We start from the raw sequence: 19,743 nt of genomic DNA, 5'->3' as shown, positions 1-19,743 counted from the left end.
GACAACATGAGCGATAACAGCGGCGGCCCGCGCAAGAGCAGCTTTGGCCAGTCGATGCGGGCGGTGTTCTGGTCGTTCTTTGGGGTGCGCAAGCGGCGCGATCTCGAAAGCGACGCGACGCAGTTGAACCCGCTGCATGTGATTATCGCCGCGCTGATCAGCACGGCCATTTTCATCGGCGTGCTGATTCTGGTGGTACGCGCCGTGGTCGGCCAGCACGGCTGACCCGGCGCGGGCACGAAGCAGGGCCGGGCGCTGGGCGCCCACGAATTAGAGTGAAGCGGTGCGGTACAGACGCGCCGTCGAAGATGCAGCCGGACCTTCCGGAACAACTGGACTGAAGTGGAGAATCAAGAATGAGCGGTCAAAACGAGAGCCCGTACTATTTCGTACCGCATCCGTCGCGGCATCCGATCAGCGCCGCTGTTGGCTTGCTGATCATGCTTGGATCGCTGGCGGCCTGGATCAACGAACATGAACTGGCGCCGATCGGTGTTGTCGTCGGTCTGTTGTGGCTGCTGTTTACGTTGTGGCACTGGTTCGGCGACGCAATCGCCGAGTCCGAAGGCGGCATGTACGGCAAGAACGTCGACAAGTCGTACCGCTGGAGCATGAGCTGGTTCATCTTCTCAGAAGTCATGTTCTTTGGCGCTTTCTTCGGCGCGCTGTTTTACGCACGCGCCATCGCGCTGCACGAACTGGCAAGCCTCGACTACAAGCTGATCTGGCCGGACTTCTCGGCGGTGTGGCCGAACAACGGCCCCGCGTCGCTCGTGTCGACCTTCAAGTCGATGACGCCCTGGCCGGTGCCGACCATCAACACGGCGTTGCTGCTGTCGTCGGGCGCCACGCTGACGGTGTCGCACCACGCGCTGCGTGAAAATCATCGCAGGAAGGCGATTGTCTGGCTGGCCGCTACGCTCGTGCTCGGTGTCTGCTTCCTGTTCCTGCAGGGCTTCGAATATTTCCACGCGTATAACGAACTGAACCTGACGCTGGCTTCGGGCGTGTATGGCTCCACGTTCTTCCTGCTGACCGGCTTCCACGGTTTTCACGTGTTCCTCGGCGGCACGATGCTGGCGGTGGTGCTGGTGCGCATGATCCGCGGACACTTCACGGCGGATCACCACTTCGCGTTCGAAGGCGCGGCCTGGTACTGGCACTTCGTGGACGTGGTCTGGCTCGGACTGTACGTCGTCGTGTACTGGCTGTAAGACTGGCGCGACCGCGCCGGGCCAGGTCCGCGCTAATGCGGACCACCGTGCGCGGGCTGTCGCGTAGCGTCTTTCGGGATGCGCCGCGAACGCGGCAAGTACGGCAAGTACGGCAAACAAACGCCGCTGCAGCACGACGCAACGAGCAGTACGCGGAAACGTCCGCAGCAGGTGAGAAGAATGGATGCAGCGCCGCCCTCGACCCTGTCAGGGCGGCTTTTTGTTTGAAGCTGCGGTTTAAAGCAGCGATTCAGGGCAGCGGGAGTCTTTCGCCGGACTCAGCGCCCGTACGGAATACCGGTCGAGTGAATCCAGCCCATCCAGTAGGCGAACAGGATGAAGAGGAACAGCGAGATCGACAGTCCGACTCGCGTGGCGAGCGACCAGACCATCCGCTTGGTTTTGCCCTTGTCATGCATCATGAAGTACAGCGCTGACACCATGCTGGCGATGATCAGTGCAAAGGCAATGGGAACGAGAATGTGCATGGAACCTGCTGAAACGGAAAAGCGCGAAGGCAAGATAGTCATTATCTCACCGCGCGCAGGCGTTTGCCCCGCGTTCCTCGCGACGCGCGGCGCGAGCCTGGAGTGCGGTCGATGAAATTCCGGCTCGTTCCCGTCTTGTTGATCCTGCTCGTCGTCGCGGTGACGGTTCGGCTCGGTTTCTGGCAGCGCGAGCGCGCGCAACAGAAGGAAGCGCTCGAGGCGCGCATCACGCAGTTCGAAAACGCGCCCGCTCTACCCGTCACCGGAGCACCGGTGGCATTGAAAGACATCGAATTTCACCGCGTGAAGGCCCGTGGCACCTTTGTCGCGGACAAGGTCGTGTATCTCGACAATCGTCCGTATAACGATCAACCGGGCTTTTACGTCGTGATGCCCTTTAAACTCGCCGACGGCGGGTATGTGCTCGTCAACCGCGGATGGTTGCCGCGCAATATGAACAATCGCGAGACGATCGCGCCGTACGCGACGCCCTCGGGCGAGATCGAAATCGAGGGCATCGCGCGCGCGGATGCGTCGCGCGCATACGAGCTCGGCCAGGGCGGTTCAGCCGCGCATCAGTTGATTCGCCAGAATCTTGACGTTGCCGCATACGCCGCTGAAACCGGACTGCCTTTGCAACCGTTCGTGATCCAGCAACTGAGCGACGACGGCGACAGGCTCGTGCGCGATTGGCCGGCTCCCACGAGCGGCGTCGAGCGCAATTACGGCTACATGTTCCAGTGGTGGGGCATGGCGGCGGCGGCCCTGGTGTTCGGCCTGTACGCAGCGCGCCGCGCAGCCCGAAAAGAGCACGCGCCCGGTGTGTAATGCAGCGCGCTGCGCGGCTCCACGGGAGTTCGGCGCCAGCCGCACAATCATTGAAAGAGGTCATGTAGTGTCCACGCAATCTCCCCGTTCGCCACAATCCGGCAAGCCCGCCGGCACGAAATCCGCCGCCACGCGCGCTGCGGTCAAGCCGATGCCCGGCCAACCCAACGGCCGGGGCTCGTGGAAAAGCGGACGCTGGATGCTGCTGCTGCTGGCCATCGTCTGCGGCGCGCCGATCGCTATCTCGTACTTCATGTACTACGTGGTCAAGCCGACGGGCGGCACCACAAGCTACGGCACGCTCATCGAACCGCAACGGCCGATTCCCGAATCGCTCGTCGTCACCGGCGAAGACGGCAAGCCGGCGAAGCTCGCCTCGCTGCGCGGCCACTGGCTGCTGATTTCCGTCGACAACAGCTCGTGCGACAAGGCGTGCGCCACGAAGCTCTACTTCATGCGGCAAATCCGCGCGGCGCAGGGCCCGGAACGCGAGCGCGTCGTGGAAGTGTGGCTGCGTACGGACGCAGGCAACGTCGCGGACGTGATACAAAAGGCGTACCCGGACACGGACATGCTGATTGCTGATCTGGCGCAGGTATCGGCGTGGCTGCCGGTCGACAAGGGCACCAAAGTTTCGGACCATATCTACATGGTCGATCCGAACGGCAATCTGATGATGCGTTTCCCGAAAGATCCGAACCCGAGCAAGATCAAAGGCGACGTGACCAAACTGCTGAAGTGGTCGCGTATCGGCTGATGCCGCAACAAGGGTAATCAAGATGTTCGTACTGCAATTGGGCCTGATCGGCTTGTGTATCGCGTTGTTGCCGCTGTCCTACGTATGGGTGAAGGCCGACGACAACAAGTTCCGCAAGCTCGTCTGGCTCACCACGTTTCTCACGCTCGACCTCGTGATGTTCGGCGGCTTCACGCGTCTCACGGATTCCGGGCTTGGTTGTCCAGACTGGCCCGGCTGCTACGGCACGTCGTCGCCGTTTATCGCGCACGCGGCCATCACCGCCGCGCATCAGGCTATGCCCACCGGCCCCGTCAGCATGACGAAGGCCTGGATCGAAATGATCCACCGCTACTTCGCAATGGCAATCGGCGTGCTGATCATCGCGCAGACGGTCATCGCGTGGGTCGCGCGCATCAAGCGCCGGCCGTTGCACGTGTCGCCGTGGTGGCCAACTTCGCTGCTGCTTCTGATTCTCGTGCAAGGCGCGTTCGGGGCGTGGACGGTGACCATGAAACTGCAGCCGGTCATCGTGACGACGCATCTGCTACTCGGTCTCGCTCTGCTGGGCACGCTCGGCTGGCTCGCCGCGCGGCAAACGCCGCTGCCCGCCTACGAGCCGGAGGCGGCGCGCTGGCGTGCCGCGGCCCTCGCCGGGCTCGTGCTGCTGATCGCGCAGATCGCGCTGGGTGGCTGGGTGAGCACGAACTATGCGGTACTCGCGTGCACGGACTTCCCCACGTGCAATGGACAATGGGTCCCGTCCATGGACTTCACTCACGGCTTCCACCTGTGGCGCGCGCTCGGCATGACAGGCGACGGCGACATGATCACGCAGGACGCGCTGGTCGCCATCCACTGGACGCATCGAACGTTCGCGTTCGTCGTGATTGCCTACCTCGTCTGGTTTGCGCTGAGGCTGCGCCGCTTCGAGTCGCTGCGGCGTCCGGCGGACGGCGTATTGCTGGTGGTGCTGGTCCAGTTCGTCACCGGGTTGTCAAACATCGTTCTGCAATGGCCGCTGCCTATTGCGGTAGCTCATAACGGCGGCGCGGCGGTCCTGTTGCTGCTGCTCGTTATGTTAAACTTTCGAATCGCTTATAGCCGTCCCGGCCGCGCCGTGTTGCCCGCGCGCGATGCCGCGCCAGCGTGACTCCACATGGACAGCACAACACTTTCCCAAACGCCCGGCAGCCGGATGTCCCAGTACATCGCACTGACCAAGCCGCGCGTCACGCAACTTGCGGTGTTCTGCGCCGTCATCGGCATGTTTCTGTCGACGCCGGGCATGGTGCCGTGGACCGTTCTTATCGGCGGCACTATCGGCATCTGGTTGCTGGCCGGCGCCGCGTTTGCAATCAACTGCCTCGTCGAGCAGAAGATCGACGCGAAGATGCGGCGCACCTCGTGGCGTCCGTCGGCGCGCGGCGAAATCACTACTGCGCAAATTCTGCTGTTCTCGGCCGTGCTCGGCGGCCTCGGCATGTGGACGCTCTACACGTTCGCGAATCCGCTCACCATGTGGCTCACGCTCGCTACCTTCGTCGGCTATGCGGTCATCTACACGCTGCTGCTCAAGCCGGCCACGCCGCAAAACATCGTGATCGGCGGCGCGTCGGGCGCCATGCCGCCGGCGCTCGGCTGGGCGGCCGTGACTGGCCACCTGCCGGGCGACGCGTGGATTCTCGTGCTGATCATTTTCGTATGGACCCCGCCGCACTTCTGGGCGCTCGCGCTCTATCGCCGCAAAGACTACGAAAACGCCGGCCTGCCCATGCTGCCGAACACGCACGGCGAGAAGTACACGCGCTTGCACATCCTGCTTTACACGGTGATTCTCTTCGCCGTCACGATGATGCCGTTCATTTCCGGCATGAGCGGCGTTGTGTACCTTGCCGCGGCCGTCTTGCTGGGCGCGGTGTTTCTCGCCTATGCGTGGAAGATCTACCGCGAGTATTCGGACGATCTGGCGCGCCGAACCTTCCGTTATTCGATCGTCTATCTGTCGCTGCTATTCGCGGCGCTGCTGGTCGACCACTATGTGCGCGTTCTGATCGGCGCGTAATCCCTATGTTCGATACCCGCTTCGCGCGCGCGGCGCGTGCTGCTGTGATTGCCTGCGCGCTCGGCGGCGCGTTGTTCGTCGCCGGTTGCGGCAAAGAGCAGCCGGCATTCCAGAACCTGGACATTACCGGCAACGCGCAGTTCGGCAGCAACTTTTCGCTGCCGGATACGTCCGGCAAGATTCGCACAATGGCGGATTACAAGGGCAAGGTGGTCGTGCTGTTCTTCGGCTATACGCATTGCCCGGACGTGTGTCCGACCACCATGGCCGAGCTCTCGCAAGCGCTGCAGCAACTGGGCCCCGAAGATGCGAAGCGGGTGCAGGTGCTGTTCGTCACCGTCGATCCCGAACGCGATACCGCCGCGCTGCTTGCGCAATATGTGCCGGCGTTCAATCCGACCTTCGTCGGCCTGCGTCCCGCGGACGATGCACAGGTCAAGAAGGTAACGAAAGATTTCCGCATCTACTACGCGAAAGTGCCGGGCAAGACGCCCGACAGCTACACAATGGACCACACCGCGGCGAGCTACGTGTTCGACACCGACGGCAAGCTACGCCTCTTCGCGCGCGACGGCCAGGGCGCCGCGCCCTGGGTTCACGACATCAAGCTGCTGCTCGACTGACGCGGCGTCCAATTCGAGCGGAGAGAGCCGCATGAATGCGGCACGACGCGCGGTAACAGCGGTGCGAAAACCGCGCCGCAGCCATAGCAAATTCGCGCGGCCGCCCAATAACCTCAAGCGGGTATCGGCAGATTAAACCCCGGCGCAAGCCGCGTGGTCTTGAACTCCGTCACCTCATAACGCGCGAGTTTGTGGACGGCGAACGGATCGGTCGCGAGAATCGCGTCGAGTCTGTCGCGCTCTATGCGCACCGCCAGAATGATGCCGCCGTCGCGCGGCACTTTCGGGCCGGCGGCAACGAACACACCGTCCTCAAACTGCTTTGCCACAAACGCGCGATGCGCTTCCAGCGCGTCGTCGATCCGCTCGAGCGGCGCGGTGTAGATCAGGTTGATGACATACATGGATGGGCGTCCTCGCACGCAAATGAACATGCCGCGGAACTCGCGGCAACGTCTGCAATTATCGGCCACCGCGCGGCTCATTCGCCAGCGTGCATCGCATACTCATATGCGATTGCGGTATTTCCCATCTTGCGCAGCATGTGAGACGATTTACGGTCCAGCCGGCGGCGCCACGTCATTTGCGCGGCACATGTGTGTGGTTAGCAGCGGTCTCCGGCTATCACCCGAATCCGTTTTCCAATGGATCCGTTCAGAAACAGCGAGAATTACATGCAGCGCAGAAACATCCTCAAAGCCCTCTCCGCAGTGATCGCCGGCGCGGCGATCGTCACCAGCTTCGGCGCTCATGCCGACGACAAAGCCATCAAGGTCGGTACCATCAGCGGGCCGGATGCGCAGATCTGGGAAGTCGTCACGAAAGTGGCCAGGCGTGAAGGCCTGAACGTGAAGGTCGTGGAATTCAACGACTACGTGCAGCCGAACGCCGCGCTCGACGCGGGCGACCTCGACGCCAACAGCTTCCAGCACCAGCCGTATCTCGACAGCCAGATCAAGCAGCGCGGCTACAAGATTGTCAGCGCGGGGCTCACGTACATTTCGCCGCTCGGCATCTACTCGAAGAAGCTGAAGTCGGTGAAGGATCTGCCGCAGGGTGCGAAGGTCGCGGTGCCGAACGATCCGTCGAACGAGAACCGTGCGCTGCTCCTCCTGCAAGCGCAAGGCGTGATCAAGCTCAAGGCGGGCGCGGGCACGAACGGCAATAACGCGACGGCGCTCGACGTGGCCGACAATCCGAAGAAGATCAAGCTCGTCGAACTGGATGCCGCGCAGTTGCCGCGCTCGCTCGCGGATGTCGACGCAGCCGCGATCAACACCAACTTCGCGCTGGCCGCCGGCCTGCAGCCGACCAAAGACGCAATCGCACTCGAGGACATTCACAGCCCGTACGCGAACCTGATCGCCGTGCGCACGCAGGACAAGGACAAGCCGTGGGTGAAGAAGCTGGTGGCCGCGTACCAGTCGGAAGACGTGCGCCAGTTCATCAAGACGCAGTTCAAGGGTTCGGTGGTGCCGTCGTTCTAAGGCAGCCTCCTACAGGCCGAGCTCCCAGCGCTCGATCATCAGGTCCTTGCCGAAACGGCGCTCCGGCGCCGCGTTGACGAGCTCGAAACCGGCGCGCTCGCACAGGCGCCGCGCCTGTTCCAGCGTGCTGGCCGTGGTCAGCGTCAACTTCGTATAACCCGCGCGCCGCGCAAAGCGTGTTGCTTCTGTCATTAAGCGAGTGGCGATGCCACGGCGCTGCAGGTCCGGTTCGACCCACAGGAGCCGCACGCCGGCGACCGTCGTCGATACCGCGACGACGCATACCGCGCCAACCACCGTGCCGTGCTGATCCGCAACGACGCAGACTTCGCGCACCGTATCGTTGCGCTGCGTGTAGTCGGCAACCACGCGCGCGAGCAGTCCCTCGAACGACTCGTCCCATCCGTATTGGGCGGCAAACCACTGCGCCTGCCGATGCACGATCCAGCCGCATTCGCCGGCGCGCGGCGCCCGTAGTTCCACAGCGTCATGCGGCGGCTTGTCGCCAAGCAGCCTTTCGACGACGTTCATCGCGGCAATCAACTGCTCCTGCGATGCTTCGCTGAGCTTGTCCAGCAACTCGAGCACTTCCTGATTGGCGGCGGCGTCGAGCGGTGCGTAAGCCGCGTGGCCGTTATGTGTGAGTGCGATCAACGACTGGCGCGCGTCCGTCTCGGACGGCCGGCGCGTGATGAGATCGCGTCGTTCAAAATTGGTGAGTAAGCGGCTCAGATAACCACTGTCCAGTCCCAGCGCACGGCCGAGCACCGACGCCGTCTGCGCGCGTCCACGCGACAGCTCGTGCAGCACGCGCACCTCGGTCAGCGAGAAGGAGCTCTGAGCCAGGTGTTCGTGCAGAGCTCCGATAAGCCGCGTGTAAAAGCGATTGAAGCGGCGGACTGCCTGGGCCCGCTGCAGCGCCTCGGAATCGGTCAAATGCTGATCTCCGTTTTTTTATGCATTCGCGTATCACTATATTGGAACGCGTCCTTATAAACAAAGGCGCGTGCCCGTGAGCTTGATTGACGGGTATCAAAGAGGCCGCAGCGAGCATGACCTCACACCTCTGGAATTGGTCCGCAATTGGCCACAGACACTTCTTTCCTATCTCGAATACGGGTAAATCCTGGGCTCGCAAACCGGCGACACAATAGCGCCTTATCCGAGCAAAACGCTTGTGCGACAAGGCTTTCCGCAGGCCGAGCCAACGTATAACCAGTTTGTTGACTGGTATTATTGTGGTTATATAATGGGCTCTCTTTTCTGCAGGCCGAATTCTCGACAGCCGCCCGGAGCGCCATGGAAACTCGCTGGTCCGCACTCATGCCTGACGCTCGCAACGTCACGCCGCTGTATCTGCAGCTTGCGCGCAATCTGGCGACGGCAATCCACTGCGGCGTATGGTCGGCGGGTGAGGCGCTGCCTTCGGAGCGCACGCTGTCCGACGCAATCGGCGTATCACGCATCACCGCACGCAAGGCGATCGAGCTGCTGGTCGAGCAAGGCCTGATCCGGCGCGCGCGGGGCGCTGGCAGCTTCATCACGCCTCGCGTTGAAGATCCGCTGTCGCGGCTCACCGGCTTCACCAAGAAAATGCAGCAGCGCGGCTTCCGGCCGGACTCGGTATGGCTCGAGCGCGACATCCGCGCCGCCAATCGCGACGAGCTGGTGCACCTCGGCTTGTCGCCGGGCGCCTCGGTGGCGAGCCTGCGGCGCCTGCGTCGCGCGGACGGCATCGTGATGGCGGTCGAACACTCGGCGCTGCCGGTCGCCGTCGTTCCCGATCCGCTTGCCATCGGCGTCTCGCTTTACAGCTATCTGGAACAACGCGGCGCGGCCGTCGTGCGCGCGCTGCAGCACTTTCGCGCGGTCAACGCGTCGAGCGAGATCGCTTCACTCATGGATATCGAACCGCGCTCGGCGTTGCTGGTCATCACTCGTATCGGTTATAGCGCCGACCAGCGCGCGATCGAGTTGACGGACACCTATTGCCGCGACGACTACTACGACTTCGTCGCTGAGTTGCGCACTTAAGCCGCGCCGCGGTGCGCCGCGCGAGCCGCGCGGGTTGTGCTGACCCGCGGCGCCGTCGGGTGCAATTCAGCCTCGCCCTGTATCACGCCTTGCAAGAGAGACTCATGCTGACCGGAAACATACTCACCACCGAAGGGTGGATTCACGGCACGCTCGAATTCGAAAACGGCCGCATCACGGCACTCACCGGCGAGCGCGTCGATCCCGCGACGAACGACGCGCCGTACATCCTGCCGGGCTTCATCGACCTGCACGTGCACGGTGGCGGCGGCGCCGACGTGATGGAAGCCGGCGACGCCATCGAAACCATCACACGCACGCATGCGCGCTACGGCACGACGAGCCTGCTCGCCACCACCATGACCGCGCCGCGGGACGAGCTGATGAGCGTGGTGGCCGGTCTCGGCGACGTCGCGCGCGTGCGCACGCCGGGCTGCTCGCGCGTGCTCGGCGTGCATCTGGAAGGGCCGTATATCAATCCCGGCAAGCTCGGCGCGCAGCCCGACGCGGCCGTGTCGGCGGTGATGGACGAAGTGCTCAAGTATCTGTCCATCGCGCCGATTCGCGTCGTGACGCTCGCGCCCGAGATCGCGGGCCACATGGACATCATTTCGGAGATGGCGGCGCGCGGCGTGCGCGTGCAACTCGGCCACTCGCTCGGCACTTATGACGACGCCGTCGCCGCGCTCAAGCACGGCGCGTGCGGCTTCACGCATCTGTTCAACGCGATGTCGCCGCTGCATCACCGCAATCCCGGCCTCGTGGGCGCGGCGCTCGCGCACGCGGAGTTCGCCGAAATCATTCCCGATCTGCTGCACGTCCATCCGGGCGCGATCCGCGCCGCCTTGCGCGCGATTCCGCGCCTGTACGTGGTGACGGACAGCACGTCGGCGACCGGCATGCCCGACGGCGAATACCGCCTCGGCAGCCAACACGTGACGAAGTGTCTCGGCGGCGTGCGTCTCGCCGACGGCACGCTCGCCGGCAGCACCCTGACGATGGATCAGGCGCTGCGCAATCTGGTGTCGATCGGTCTGCCGATCGCCGATGTATCCAACCGTTTGTCGCGCTACGCCGCCGACTACCTCGGTATCGAAGACCGCGGCCGTATCGCGCGCGGCGCGTGGGCCGACGTCGTCGTGTTCGATCGTGAACTGGCGTTGAGCGCGACTTACGTCGAAGGAGAAGCAATTGTCGAATATGCTTAAAGAGGCGCTGGCGTCCGCTGAAACGGTCGCCGCGCAACTCACGGACACCTCGCGCGTCGAGGCGCTGGCCGCCCGGCTCGCAGAGAAGCCGCGCCACGTCGCCCTGACGGTCGCGCGCGGCAGTTCCGATCACGCGGCGAGTTACTTCGCATCCCTGACGATGAGCCGCCTCGGCGTGCCCGTCGCCTCGCTGCCGATGTCGGTGGCGACGTTGCAGCAGGCGCCGCTGCAGGTGCGCGATCAGCTCGCGCTGGCGTTCTCGCAATCGGGTAAGAGTCCCGATCTGGTCGGGACCATGCAGGCGCTGCGAGCAGCGGGCGCGCTGACCGTGGCGGCAGTCAATGCACCGGCTTCGCCGCTAGCCGACGCGTGCGAATGGCATCTGCCGCTCGCCGCCGGTCCGGAGTTGAGCGTCGCGGCCACCAAGAGCTATATCGCGATGCTCTCCATTTCGGCGCAACTGGTCGCGCATTGGCAGAGCGACGCTGCGCTGCTGGGCGCGTTGAACACGTTGCCCGACGCACTGCAAGCAGCGGGCAAGCTCGACTGGTCGAAAGCGGTTGACGAACTGCGCGGCATCGAACGCATGATCGTGATCGGACGCGGTCTCGGTCTTGCAATAGCACAGGAAGCCGCGTTGAAGCTGAAGGAAACCTCCGGCATTCAGGCCGAAGCGTTCTCGAGCGCGGAAGTGCGTCATGGTCCGATGGAACTGATCGACCGCGACTATCCGCTGCTGGTCTTCGCGCCGCGCGGACCGGAGCAGGCGGGCCTCTTGCAACTCGCGCGCGACATGCAGGCGCGCGGTGCGCGCGTGCTGCTCGCGGCTCCGTCGGACGTTGCCGAGGCCACGTTGCCGCTTGCCACCACCGCTCATGCTGCGCTCGATCCGATCGCCGCAATCCTGTCCTTTTATGTGATGGCCGCGGGCCTTGCAGCCGCGCGCGGGCGCAATCCCGACGCGCCGCGCCATCTCAACAAAGTCACCGAAACTCACTGACGAGAAATCAGATGCGACGTGTCGAGGAGTCCCGTTTAATGAGCCATTCTGAAGGCCATATTGTTTTGCTCGCGCCGATGACCGGTCCGGTCGTCCCGCTCGCGAACGTGCCCGATCCCGTGTTTTCGGGCGGCATGTTCGGCGACGGCATCGGTGTCGATCCGCTCGAGGGCCGGCTCGTCGCGCCATGCGACGCCACTGTCACCCATCTCGCGCGCACCGGCCACGCGGTGACGCTCGCCACCGCCGAAGGCGCGGAGATTCTGCTGCACATCGGTATCGATACCGTCGAGCTGAACGGCAAGGGTTTTGCGCCGATGGTCGAGCAAGGTGCGCAGGTGCGTGCCGGCGACGTGCTGATCGAGTTCGATCAGGATCAGGTCGCGCTACATGCGCCGAGCCTCGTTTCGGTGATTGCGATTGCCAACTCGGACGCGTTCGAAATCGTCGAGCGTGCCGACGGCGGCATGCTGAAGGCGGGCGAAACGCCGCTGTTGCTGCTGCGTGCCCGCGACGGCGCGGCGGCCGCGGCGTCGCGCGAGTTAAGCGCGACGTGCATGACTGAGGAAGCCCGCGCTCAGGTCACGCTGGTTCACGCAGGCGGCTTGCATGCGCGGCCGGCAGCGCGCGCTCGCGAAGCGGCGCGCGCTTTCGACGCGCGTGTCGAAGTTCGTTACGAAGGACGCAAGGCGCCAATTGAAAGTGTGGTGGGTCTGCTTGGACTCGGCGCGGGGCAGGGCGCGACGGTCGAGTTACTCGGCGTCGGTCCGCAAGCCAAAGCCGCGGTCGACGCGATCGCTCAAGAACTGACGCGCGAAGCGCTCGGCGAAGTCGAAGAAAAGCCGGCGCGGCAAAGCTCGCCCGCGCCGCAAACGGCCGTTCCCACGCCCGCCGCCGGCGGCGAAGCGCTCGCGCCGAACACGCTCGCGGGCGTGTGCGCGGCGCCCGGCGTCGCGGTCGGCAAACTGGTGCGCTGGGACGACGCGGACCTCGATCCGCCTGAACAGGCGAGCGGCACCTCGGCGGCGGAAAGCCGTCTGCTCGATAAGGCGATTGCCAGCGTGGACGCCGATCTCGGCACCACGGTGCGCGATGCGTCGCAGCGCGGCGCGGTCGGCGAGGCGGGCATTTTCGCGGTGCATCGCGTGTTGCTCGAAGATCCGACGCTGCTCGATGCCGCGCGCGACCTGATCAGCCTCGGCAAGAGCGCAGGCTTCGCCTGGCGCGAGGCAATCCGTGCACAGACAGGCATCCTAAGCAATATGGAAGACGCCTTGCTCGCCGAACGTGCCGCCGATCTGCGCGATATCGAAAAGCGCGTGCTACGCGCGTTGGGCTACAGCAACGCCGCCGCACGCATGCTGCCGGACGAAACGGTGCTCGCCGCCGACGAGTTCACGCCTTCCGATCTGTCGACGCTCGACCGCTCGCGCGTCACCGCACTCGTCATGGCGCGCGGCGGCGCGACTTCGCACGCGGCGATCCTCGCGCGCCAGGCGGGCATTCCGGCGCTGGTGGCAGTCGGCGACGCGCTGCATGCGATTCCCGAAGGCACGCAGGTGGTGGTGAACGCGACCACAGGCCGCCTGGAGTTTGCGCCGACCGAACTCGACGTCGAGCGCGCGCGGCTGGAGCGCAGCCGCCTCGCCGGCGTGCGCGAGGCGAACCGCCGCATGTCGCAGCAAGCGGCCGTCACGGCGGATGGCCGCGCGATTGAAGTCGCCGCCAACATCGCCACGCTTGACGACGCCAACACCGCCGTCGAAAACGGCGCCGATTCCGTTGGCCTGCTGCGCACCGAGCTGCTCTTCATTCACCGCGCCGCCGCGCCCTCGGTGGAAGAACATCGGCAGAGCTATCAGGGCATTGTCGACGCATTGAGCGGGCGCACGGCGATCATCCGCACGCTTGACGTCGGCGCTGACAAGGAAGTGGATTACCTGACGCTGCCGCCGGAGCCGAATCCCGCGCTCGGCTTGCGCGGCATTCGTCTCGCGCAGGTGCGTCCCGATCTGCTCGACGATCAGCTGCGCGGTCTGCTTGCCGTCAAACCGTTTGGCGCCGTGCGCATTCTGCTGCCGATGGTGACCGACGTCGGCGAATTGATCCGCATCCGCAAGCGCATCGACGAATTCGCTCGCGAGCTCGGGCGCGCCGAGCCGATCGAAGTCGGCGTGATGATCGAAGTGCCGTCGGCGGCGCTGCTTGCCGATCAGCTCGCGCAACACGCGGACTTCCTGTCCATCGGCACGAATGACCTCACGCAATACACGCTCGCAATGGACCGCTGCCAGGCGGATCTCGCCGCGCAGGCCGACGGTCTGCATCCGGCCGTGCTGCGGCTCATCGCGACGACCGTGCAAGGCGCGAACCGGCACGGCAAATGGGTCGGCGTGTGCGGTGCGCTGGCGGGCGATCCGCTCGCGATGCCGCTTCTCGTCGGCCTCGGCGTAACCGAGCTTTCGGTTGATCCGGTGTCGGTGCCGGGCATCAAGGCGCGCGTGCGCAACCTCGATTATCAACTGTGCCGCCAACGCGCCCAGGACGCACTGGCGCTGGAATCGGCACAGGCGGTAAGAGCAGTCAGCCGGGAGACCTGGCCGTTGGACTGAATCCAGCGGTCCGGTCAAGCCGGCCACATAACTTAACGACGTCCGCTTAACGACGTCCGTCGACAACGAGACAAGGATTGGAGGTAATCAATGGATGGGAATCCGTTTCTGAAGATTCAGCGGCTAGGACGCGCGCTGATGCTGCCTATCGCGGTGCTGCCGGTTGCCGGCCTGCTGCTGCGGCTCGGCCAGCCCGATGTGTTCAATATCAAGATGATCGCCGACGCCGGCGGCGCGATCTTCGACAACCTGCCGCTGCTGTTTGCAATCGGCGTCGCGGTCGGCTTTGCCAAGGACAACAACGGCGTCGCGGGTCTCGCGGGTGCGATCGGTTATCTGATCGAAGTCGCGGTGATGAAGGACATCAACGACAAGCTCAACATGGGCGTGTTGTCGGGGATCGTGGCGGGCGTTGTCGCGGGCTTGCTGTACAACCGCTACAAGGACATCAAGCTGCCGGATTACCTCGCGTTCTTTGGAGGCAAGCGCTTCGTGCCGATTGTCACGGGCGTGGTCTGTCTCGCGCTCGGCATTCTGTTCGGCTACGTGTGGCAACCGGTACAGGCGGTGATCGACACGGCAGGTCACTGGCTGACCACGGCGGGCGCTCTCGGCGCGTTCGTGTTCGGCGTGCTGAACCGGCTGCTGCTCGTGACGGGTTTGCATCACATCCTCAATTCGCTGACGTGGTTCGTGTTCGGAACCTTCACGCCGCCGGGCGGCGCCGCGGTGACGGGCGACCTGCATCGCTTCTTTGCTGGCGACCCGACTGCCGGAACCTTCATGACAGGCTTCTTCCCGGTCATGATGTTCGGCTTGCCGGCCGCCTGTCTCGCGATGTTTCATGAAGCGCCGAAGGAGCGTCGCGCCGTGGTCGGCGGCCTGCTGTTTTCCATGGCGCTCACGTCGTTCCTCACGGGCGTCACCGAGCCGATCGAGTTCAGCTTCATGTTCCTCGCGCCGGTGCTGTACGTGATCCACGCGCTGTTGACGGGCCTCTCGCTCGCAATCTGCTCGGCGCTCGGCGTTCACCTCGGCTTCACGTTCTCTGCGGGCGCAATCGACTACGTGCTGAACTACGGTCTGTCGACGAAGGGCTGGCTGGCGATTCCGCTTGGCCTCGCGTATTCGGTCGTGTACTACGGGCTGTTCCGCTTCTTCATCCGCAAATTCAACATGGCGACGCCGGGCCGGGAGCCGGCGGCTGCCGACGAGCAGGTCGAATCGTTCACGGCGGGCGGCTTCGTTTCGCCGGCCGCCGGGGCGGCCGTGCCGCGCGCTCAGCGCTATATCGCGGCGCTGGGCGGCGCGTCCAACCTGTCGGTAGTGGATGCTTGCACGACGCGTCTGCGTCTGTCGGTCGTCGATTCGAACAAGGTCTCCGAGAACGAGCTAAAGACGATCGGCGCGCGCGGCGTGCTCAAGCGCGGCGCGACCAACGTGCAGGTGATTATCGGACCGGAAGCGGACATCATCGCCGATGAAATCCGCACGGCGATCGGGCAGGGCAGCGCCGCTGGCGCGGCAAAGCCCGCCGCCGTTGCTGCGGCTCCCGCTGCGGTCGCGGCCGCGCCGGCGGTTGCGGCGAACGTGGCGAATGGTCCGCTCGACCCCGATCCGTTGCGCTGGCTCGCGGTGTTCGGCGGCGCGGGCAATGTGTTGTCGCTCGACGCCGTCGCGGCGACGCGCTTGCGTATTGTCGTGCGCGATCCGTCGGCGGTGGATCGCCAGCGTCTCGCCGCGCTCGACACCGCGTGGGTGTCGGCGGATACGTTCCATATCGTTGTCGGCGATGCCGCACGGCGTTATGCCGAAACGCTGGCAACGCGCGTGCCCACGAGCGGCGGCGCGGCGCCTTTGCCCGCCTGATCGCATGAACGTGGCGGCGGAGCGCTGGCGTGATCGCGCTGTGCCGCTGCGTGCCGGGTGCGGTAAAGTCTGAGCGCCGCCCAGTCGCAGCAAACAAAAAAGCCCTGCCGTCGCAAGACGGCAGGGCTTTGCTCAGGGCTTTGCTACTGACGGCGCTTCTTCAGGGCACACCGCGGAATCCTCTTGCGGCCGCCCCGTTTTGCCGCCGGCAAGCGTTACGCGTACTCGGTCAGCGCGCCGCGCATCTTCTTCATGGCGCTGGCTTCGATCTGGCGAATACGTTCCGCCGACACGCCGAACTCGTCAGCCAGTTCGTGCAGCGTGGAGCCGCCCGAACCGTCGTCCTGCACCTTCAGCCAGCGAGCTTCGATGATGCGGCGGCTGCGGGCATCCAACGCTTCCAGTGCCGTCGCGATACCGTCGCTCTGCAGCTTGTCGCGCTGACGCGACGCCAGCACGGCCGTCGGCTCGCTGTGCGAGTCGGCGAGATACGCGATGGGCGCATACGACTCTTCGCCGTCTTCGACCTGGCCTTCCAGCGCGATATCGCCGCCGGACAGGCGCGTTTCCATCTCCGCGACTTCTTCGCGCTTGACGTTCAGCTCCTTGGCGAGACCATCTATCTCGTCCGGCGTGAAAGCGCCCAAGCCTTGCTTGTGGCTGCGCAGGTTGAAGAACAGCTTGCGCTGCGCCTTGGTCGTGGCGACCTTCACCATGCGCCAGTTGCGCAGAATGTATTCGTGAATCTCAGCCTTGATCCAGTGCATGGCGTACGAGACGAGGCGCACGTTCTGTTCGGGATCGAAGCGCTTCACGGCCTTCATCAGGCCGATATTGCCTTCCTGGATCAGGTCGGCGTGCGGCAGCCCATAGCCCAGGTAGTTGCGCGCAATCGAAACGACCAGCCGCAGGTGCGACAGCACGAGGCGGCGTGCAGCCTCGAGGTTGTCGTGCTCGCGGAATTCGGTGGCGAACTGGCGTTCTTCTGCCGGCGTCAGCATCGGAATCCGATTTACGGCCTGGATGTAGGCGTCGATATTGCCCAGTTGACCGGGCAGCAGGGAGGAATGCGAGAGCGCCAGCGCACCTGCCGGAGCGGCCTTAGCCGACGACGGGCTCAGAGTACTCGGAAGGGTCAATGCATGGCTCACGTGGAAAACTCCTTTGGAATCAGGCAAAAGCTTGTTCAGGTAACGACTCCAGCGTTGGATGTTAGCACTCTCGTTTTCCGAGTGCTAATACTTAGAGGCGGTAGGGGCATCGAAGTTCCATAAATTCCTATCGAACATCATTTTTCAATAGCCATCATACGCGCTTCGGGCCAAGCTTGCGGAGGCCGTACAAATTACCTGACAACGCGCCTTCATTCTCACTTTCGACCGATTTTTTCGGTTTTCGGCGTGAGTAATTGCGAAACTTTAAGTTTCTTAAGATGATCCACCGAGTTCAGATTCTCTTTAGAATAAGCAAGAATGTTACGGAATGTTCAACCTTTGCTGAGCTCGGGTATCAGATGAACAACAAAAAGAAACGCTTGCGTGGTCTGGCTCTAAAAAGTACTTGCGCAGCCTTGCTGCTCGGCGTTTCCGCCGCTGCCGCAGCCGATCAGTTCGGAATTCAGGTCGCCGGCGGCCTTGGGGATCATCATGTCAAGAAACTCGACCTCGGCATCGTGTGGGACCCCAATCTCACGTGGTGGCAGATCGGCGACTGGCATTTCGCGCTGATCGGCGAGGCGCACGTGGCCTGGTGGCATACGAACGAAGGCAATGTGCACGAGAACATCGGCGAGATCGGTGTGACGCCTATCATTCGCTTCATCAAAGGGTCCGGATCGATCCGGCCTTTCGTCGAGGCAGGCGCCGGCGTGCGTCTGCTGTCGAGTCCCAGAATCTCTTCTGACTTCACGCTGTCCACCGCGTTCCAGTTCGCCGACATGGCGGGCGTGGGTGTGCAATTTGGGGGTCATCAGCAATACCAGGCCGGCTACCGGTTCCAGCATGTGTCGAATGGCGGTATCAAAGAGCCGAATCCTGGTATAAATTTCCACCAGCTATATCTGCAATATAACTTCTGACCGTGGCCGCCTTCGGCTCACCGGTACAAGGGGCTGAGCAATGGCGGCAAAGACAATCGAGGCGATCCGCGGGCTGGAGAGGGAACGTTTCCGCGCGATGGTCGACGGCGACGGGCCCTCGCTCGACGTGCTGCTCGCTGACAACGTGAGCTACGTTCACACGAACGGCAAGCGCGAAACGAAGCGGCAATTCATCGACGGCATTACCGCAGGGCGCCGCCGCTACCGGCAGATCGAAGTGCAGTCGCAAGACGTGCTGCCGGTCGGCCGGGAAACCTGCGTCGTGACCGGCCGCGCGCTGATCGAGATGGAAGCGAATAACGGCGCGCTGCTTTTCCCCATTGCCTACACGGCGATCCACACGCAGGAAGACGGCCAGTGGCGCCTCATTGCCTGGCAGGCGACGCGCTGCGCCATCGAGTGAGCTTAAGCCGGCGTTCTGGCCACATCCACGATCACCTCGACTTGCCGCTCGATCGCGCCCGGCACCGGCGCCTCGCCGCGCAGCACCGCGCCGATCCACGCGGCGGTGGTCGCGGCGTCGCGCGCTTCGGGTAAGTCGACTTCGGGCGCGTCGCGCGACGAACGCTCATGCGGCACACGCGTTTCGCAGATGCCGTCGTGCAGCCAGTCGATCTGCACCTGGCGCCGCGTGTCCGCCACCGCTTCGCCTTCCGTACCGCGCGCGAGCAGAGCGCCGCCCAGCGCGGCATCGGGATGCGTGCTGAAGAGCTGTGTGAGGCTGTCCCGATACGGCGGATGCGTGTAGTTCACGAGCCGCAGTCCGGCGGGCGCGAACGGCTGCAGGATTTTCACCAGCGTATGCGTCGAATTGCGCACGCCCATGCGCCGGCGCAGCGCGAGCAGACGAGCGAGCTTCGGCGCGAGGACGTCGATCGACGCGAACGCCACACGCCGCTCGGCGAGGCCGTCTTCGATATCGTCGTGCGAGCCCGCGTGCGGAATCCGCAGATGCGCGAAAATCTCCGCGCTCGTCACGCGGCCTGGATCTTCGGTGACGCCGTGCACGAGAACCGGCACGCCCTCGCGCGCGAGCAACAGCGCGAGCAGCGGCACCAGGTTCGGCTGCTTGCGCGCGCCGTTATAGCTCGGGATCGACACCGGCCGGAAGTCGCCAGGCGGCAGATGAACCGGCTCGAACGACGCATGAGCGCCCGCCAGCATCGCGGCAAGCTCGTCGGCGGTTTCGCCTTTCACGCGATACGCAAGCAGGATCGCGCCCAGTTCGAGTTCGCCGACGCGGCCGTCGAGCATGGCGGTGTAGAGCGCGCGCGTGTCGTCGGCGGTGAGCGCGCGGGCGCCGTTGGGCCCACGGCCGATTTCCTTGATGAAGCGGGCGCACGGGAACGGGTTGGCGGTGTCGGCGGAGTCTGTCATGAGGGCAGTTGACGTGCTGGCGTGCCGCTGTCGAGCCGGCCGCCACGGTATTCAAGGGACGTTGTCTGGTGTGAGTATCGCATCTATGGCCGTCCGGCGAGACG

20 protein-coding genes are annotated in these 19,743 nt (G+C 64.2%); 15 read left to right on the top strand and 5 right to left on the bottom strand.

The window, feature by feature from the left end:
- The first annotated feature begins 6 nt into the window (after positions 1-6).
- Positions 7-225 carry a DUF2970 domain-containing protein gene (locus tag A3AC_RS0105880; RefSeq protein WP_025597865.1) on the top strand — a complete coding sequence of 73 codons (219 nt, stop codon included), beginning with the start codon at positions 7-9 and terminating at the stop codon, positions 223-225.
- Between the two features lie 131 nt (positions 226-356).
- Positions 357-1,214, top strand: coding sequence for a cytochrome c oxidase subunit 3 (locus tag A3AC_RS0105875; RefSeq protein ID WP_025597864.1), 858 nt, complete (start codon positions 357-359; stop codon positions 1,212-1,214).
- A 278-nt stretch (positions 1,215-1,492) separates the two neighbouring features.
- Here the strand turns inward: A3AC_RS0105875 and A3AC_RS0105870 are convergent, their stop codons facing one another.
- A complete protein-coding gene (locus A3AC_RS0105870; RefSeq protein WP_006048064.1) occupies positions 1,493-1,702 on the bottom strand; it encodes a twin transmembrane helix small protein in 210 nt (69 codons plus the stop codon).
- 111 nt (positions 1,703-1,813) lie between these two features.
- On the opposite strand from A3AC_RS0105870, the gene A3AC_RS0105865 reads away from it, so the two are divergent.
- The 5 genes from A3AC_RS0105865 (at position 1,814) to A3AC_RS0105845 (ending at position 5,954) form a co-directional block, all read left to right on the top strand.
- Positions 1,814-2,530: an SURF1 family protein gene (locus A3AC_RS0105865; RefSeq protein ID WP_025597863.1), complete on the top strand. Its 717-nt coding sequence runs from the start codon at positions 1,814-1,816 to the stop codon at positions 2,528-2,530.
- A 67-nt stretch (positions 2,531-2,597) separates the two neighbouring features.
- Entirely contained in the window at positions 2,598-3,287 is a 690-nt protein-coding gene (locus tag A3AC_RS0105860; protein ID WP_025597862.1) for an SCO family protein, read from the top strand.
- Positions 3,288-3,309: 22 nt separating this feature from the next.
- Positions 3,310-4,419 (top strand): COX15/CtaA family protein, encoded by a 1,110-nt coding sequence (locus tag A3AC_RS0105855; protein WP_025597861.1) that lies wholly within the window; start codon positions 3,310-3,312, stop codon positions 4,417-4,419.
- 6 nt (positions 4,420-4,425) lie between these two features.
- The gene (gene cyoE / locus A3AC_RS0105850; protein WP_025597860.1) at positions 4,426-5,331 is read left to right on the top strand and encodes a heme o synthase; all 906 of its coding nucleotides are present in this window, start codon (positions 4,426-4,428) and stop codon (positions 5,329-5,331) included.
- A 5-nt stretch (positions 5,332-5,336) separates the two neighbouring features.
- Positions 5,337-5,954 (top strand): SCO family protein, encoded by a 618-nt coding sequence (locus A3AC_RS0105845; protein WP_025597859.1) that lies wholly within the window; start codon positions 5,337-5,339, stop codon positions 5,952-5,954.
- Positions 5,955-6,067: 113 nt separating this feature from the next.
- On the opposite strand, the gene A3AC_RS0105840 is transcribed toward A3AC_RS0105845, so the two are convergent.
- Positions 6,068-6,358, bottom strand: a complete 291-nt coding sequence (locus A3AC_RS0105840; RefSeq protein ID WP_025597858.1) for a YciI family protein — start codon at positions 6,356-6,358, stop codon at positions 6,068-6,070.
- A 270-nt stretch (positions 6,359-6,628) separates the two neighbouring features.
- On the opposite strand from A3AC_RS0105840, the gene A3AC_RS0105835 reads away from it, so the two are divergent.
- Positions 6,629-7,441, top strand: a complete 813-nt coding sequence (locus A3AC_RS0105835) for a MetQ/NlpA family ABC transporter substrate-binding protein (protein WP_025597857.1) — start codon at positions 6,629-6,631, stop codon at positions 7,439-7,441.
- A 9-nt stretch (positions 7,442-7,450) separates the two neighbouring features.
- On the opposite strand, the gene A3AC_RS0105830 is transcribed toward A3AC_RS0105835, so the two are convergent.
- Positions 7,451-8,377 (bottom strand): helix-turn-helix domain-containing GNAT family N-acetyltransferase, encoded by a 927-nt coding sequence (locus tag A3AC_RS0105830; RefSeq protein WP_025597856.1) that lies wholly within the window; start codon positions 8,375-8,377, stop codon positions 7,451-7,453.
- A 363-nt stretch (positions 8,378-8,740) separates the two neighbouring features.
- Between A3AC_RS0105830 and A3AC_RS0105825 the strand changes: the two genes are divergently transcribed.
- The 5 genes from A3AC_RS0105825 (at position 8,741) to nagE (ending at position 16,164) form a co-directional block, all read left to right on the top strand.
- Complete coding sequence (locus A3AC_RS0105825; RefSeq protein ID WP_025597855.1) at positions 8,741-9,475, top strand: GntR family transcriptional regulator; 735 nt, start codon at positions 8,741-8,743, stop codon at positions 9,473-9,475.
- Between the two features lie 104 nt (positions 9,476-9,579).
- Positions 9,580-10,683 carry an N-acetylglucosamine-6-phosphate deacetylase gene (gene nagA, locus A3AC_RS0105820; protein WP_025597854.1) on the top strand — a complete coding sequence of 368 codons (1,104 nt, stop codon included), beginning with the start codon at positions 9,580-9,582 and terminating at the stop codon, positions 10,681-10,683.
- Positions 10,676-11,683: an SIS domain-containing protein gene (locus A3AC_RS0105815; protein WP_025597853.1), complete on the top strand. Its 1,008-nt coding sequence runs from the start codon at positions 10,676-10,678 to the stop codon at positions 11,681-11,683. Before nagA ends, A3AC_RS0105815 begins: the two co-directional genes overlap by 8 nt.
- Positions 11,684-11,721: 38 nt before the next feature.
- On the top strand, positions 11,722-14,295 hold the full coding sequence (gene ptsP, locus A3AC_RS0105810; RefSeq protein WP_025597852.1) for a phosphoenolpyruvate--protein phosphotransferase: 2,574 nt from the start codon (positions 11,722-11,724) through the stop codon (positions 14,293-14,295).
- A 90-nt stretch (positions 14,296-14,385) separates the two neighbouring features.
- Entirely contained in the window at positions 14,386-16,164 is a 1,779-nt protein-coding gene (gene nagE / locus A3AC_RS0105805) for an N-acetylglucosamine-specific PTS transporter subunit IIBC (RefSeq protein ID WP_025597851.1), read from the top strand.
- A 215-nt stretch (positions 16,165-16,379) separates the two neighbouring features.
- Here nagE and rpoH read toward each other — a convergent pair whose 3' ends face one another.
- Positions 16,380-17,315: an RNA polymerase sigma factor RpoH gene (gene rpoH, locus A3AC_RS0105800; RefSeq protein WP_013587030.1), complete on the bottom strand. Its 936-nt coding sequence runs from the start codon at positions 17,313-17,315 to the stop codon at positions 16,380-16,382.
- Between the two features lie 362 nt (positions 17,316-17,677).
- Between rpoH and A3AC_RS0105795 the strand changes: the two genes are divergently transcribed.
- Complete coding sequence (locus A3AC_RS0105795; RefSeq protein ID WP_025597850.1) at positions 17,678-18,241, top strand: acyloxyacyl hydrolase; 564 nt, start codon at positions 17,678-17,680, stop codon at positions 18,239-18,241.
- Between the two features lie 40 nt (positions 18,242-18,281).
- Positions 18,282-18,665 carry a nuclear transport factor 2 family protein gene (locus tag A3AC_RS0105790; RefSeq protein WP_025597849.1) on the top strand — a complete coding sequence of 128 codons (384 nt, stop codon included), beginning with the start codon at positions 18,282-18,284 and terminating at the stop codon, positions 18,663-18,665.
- 2 nt (positions 18,666-18,667) lie between these two features.
- Here A3AC_RS0105790 and ybiB read toward each other — a convergent pair whose 3' ends face one another.
- A complete protein-coding gene (gene ybiB / locus A3AC_RS0105785; RefSeq protein WP_025597848.1) occupies positions 18,668-19,639 on the bottom strand; it encodes a DNA-binding protein YbiB in 972 nt (323 codons plus the stop codon).
- Positions 19,640-19,743: the final 104 nt, after the last annotated feature.

This window comes from Burkholderia sp. WSM2230 (assembly GCF_000472445.1).
Taxonomy (GTDB): Bacteria; Pseudomonadota; Gammaproteobacteria; order Burkholderiales; family Burkholderiaceae; genus Paraburkholderia.
Note: the sequence above shows the minus strand (reverse complement) of the source record. Positions and strands in the feature narration are given on the sequence as shown.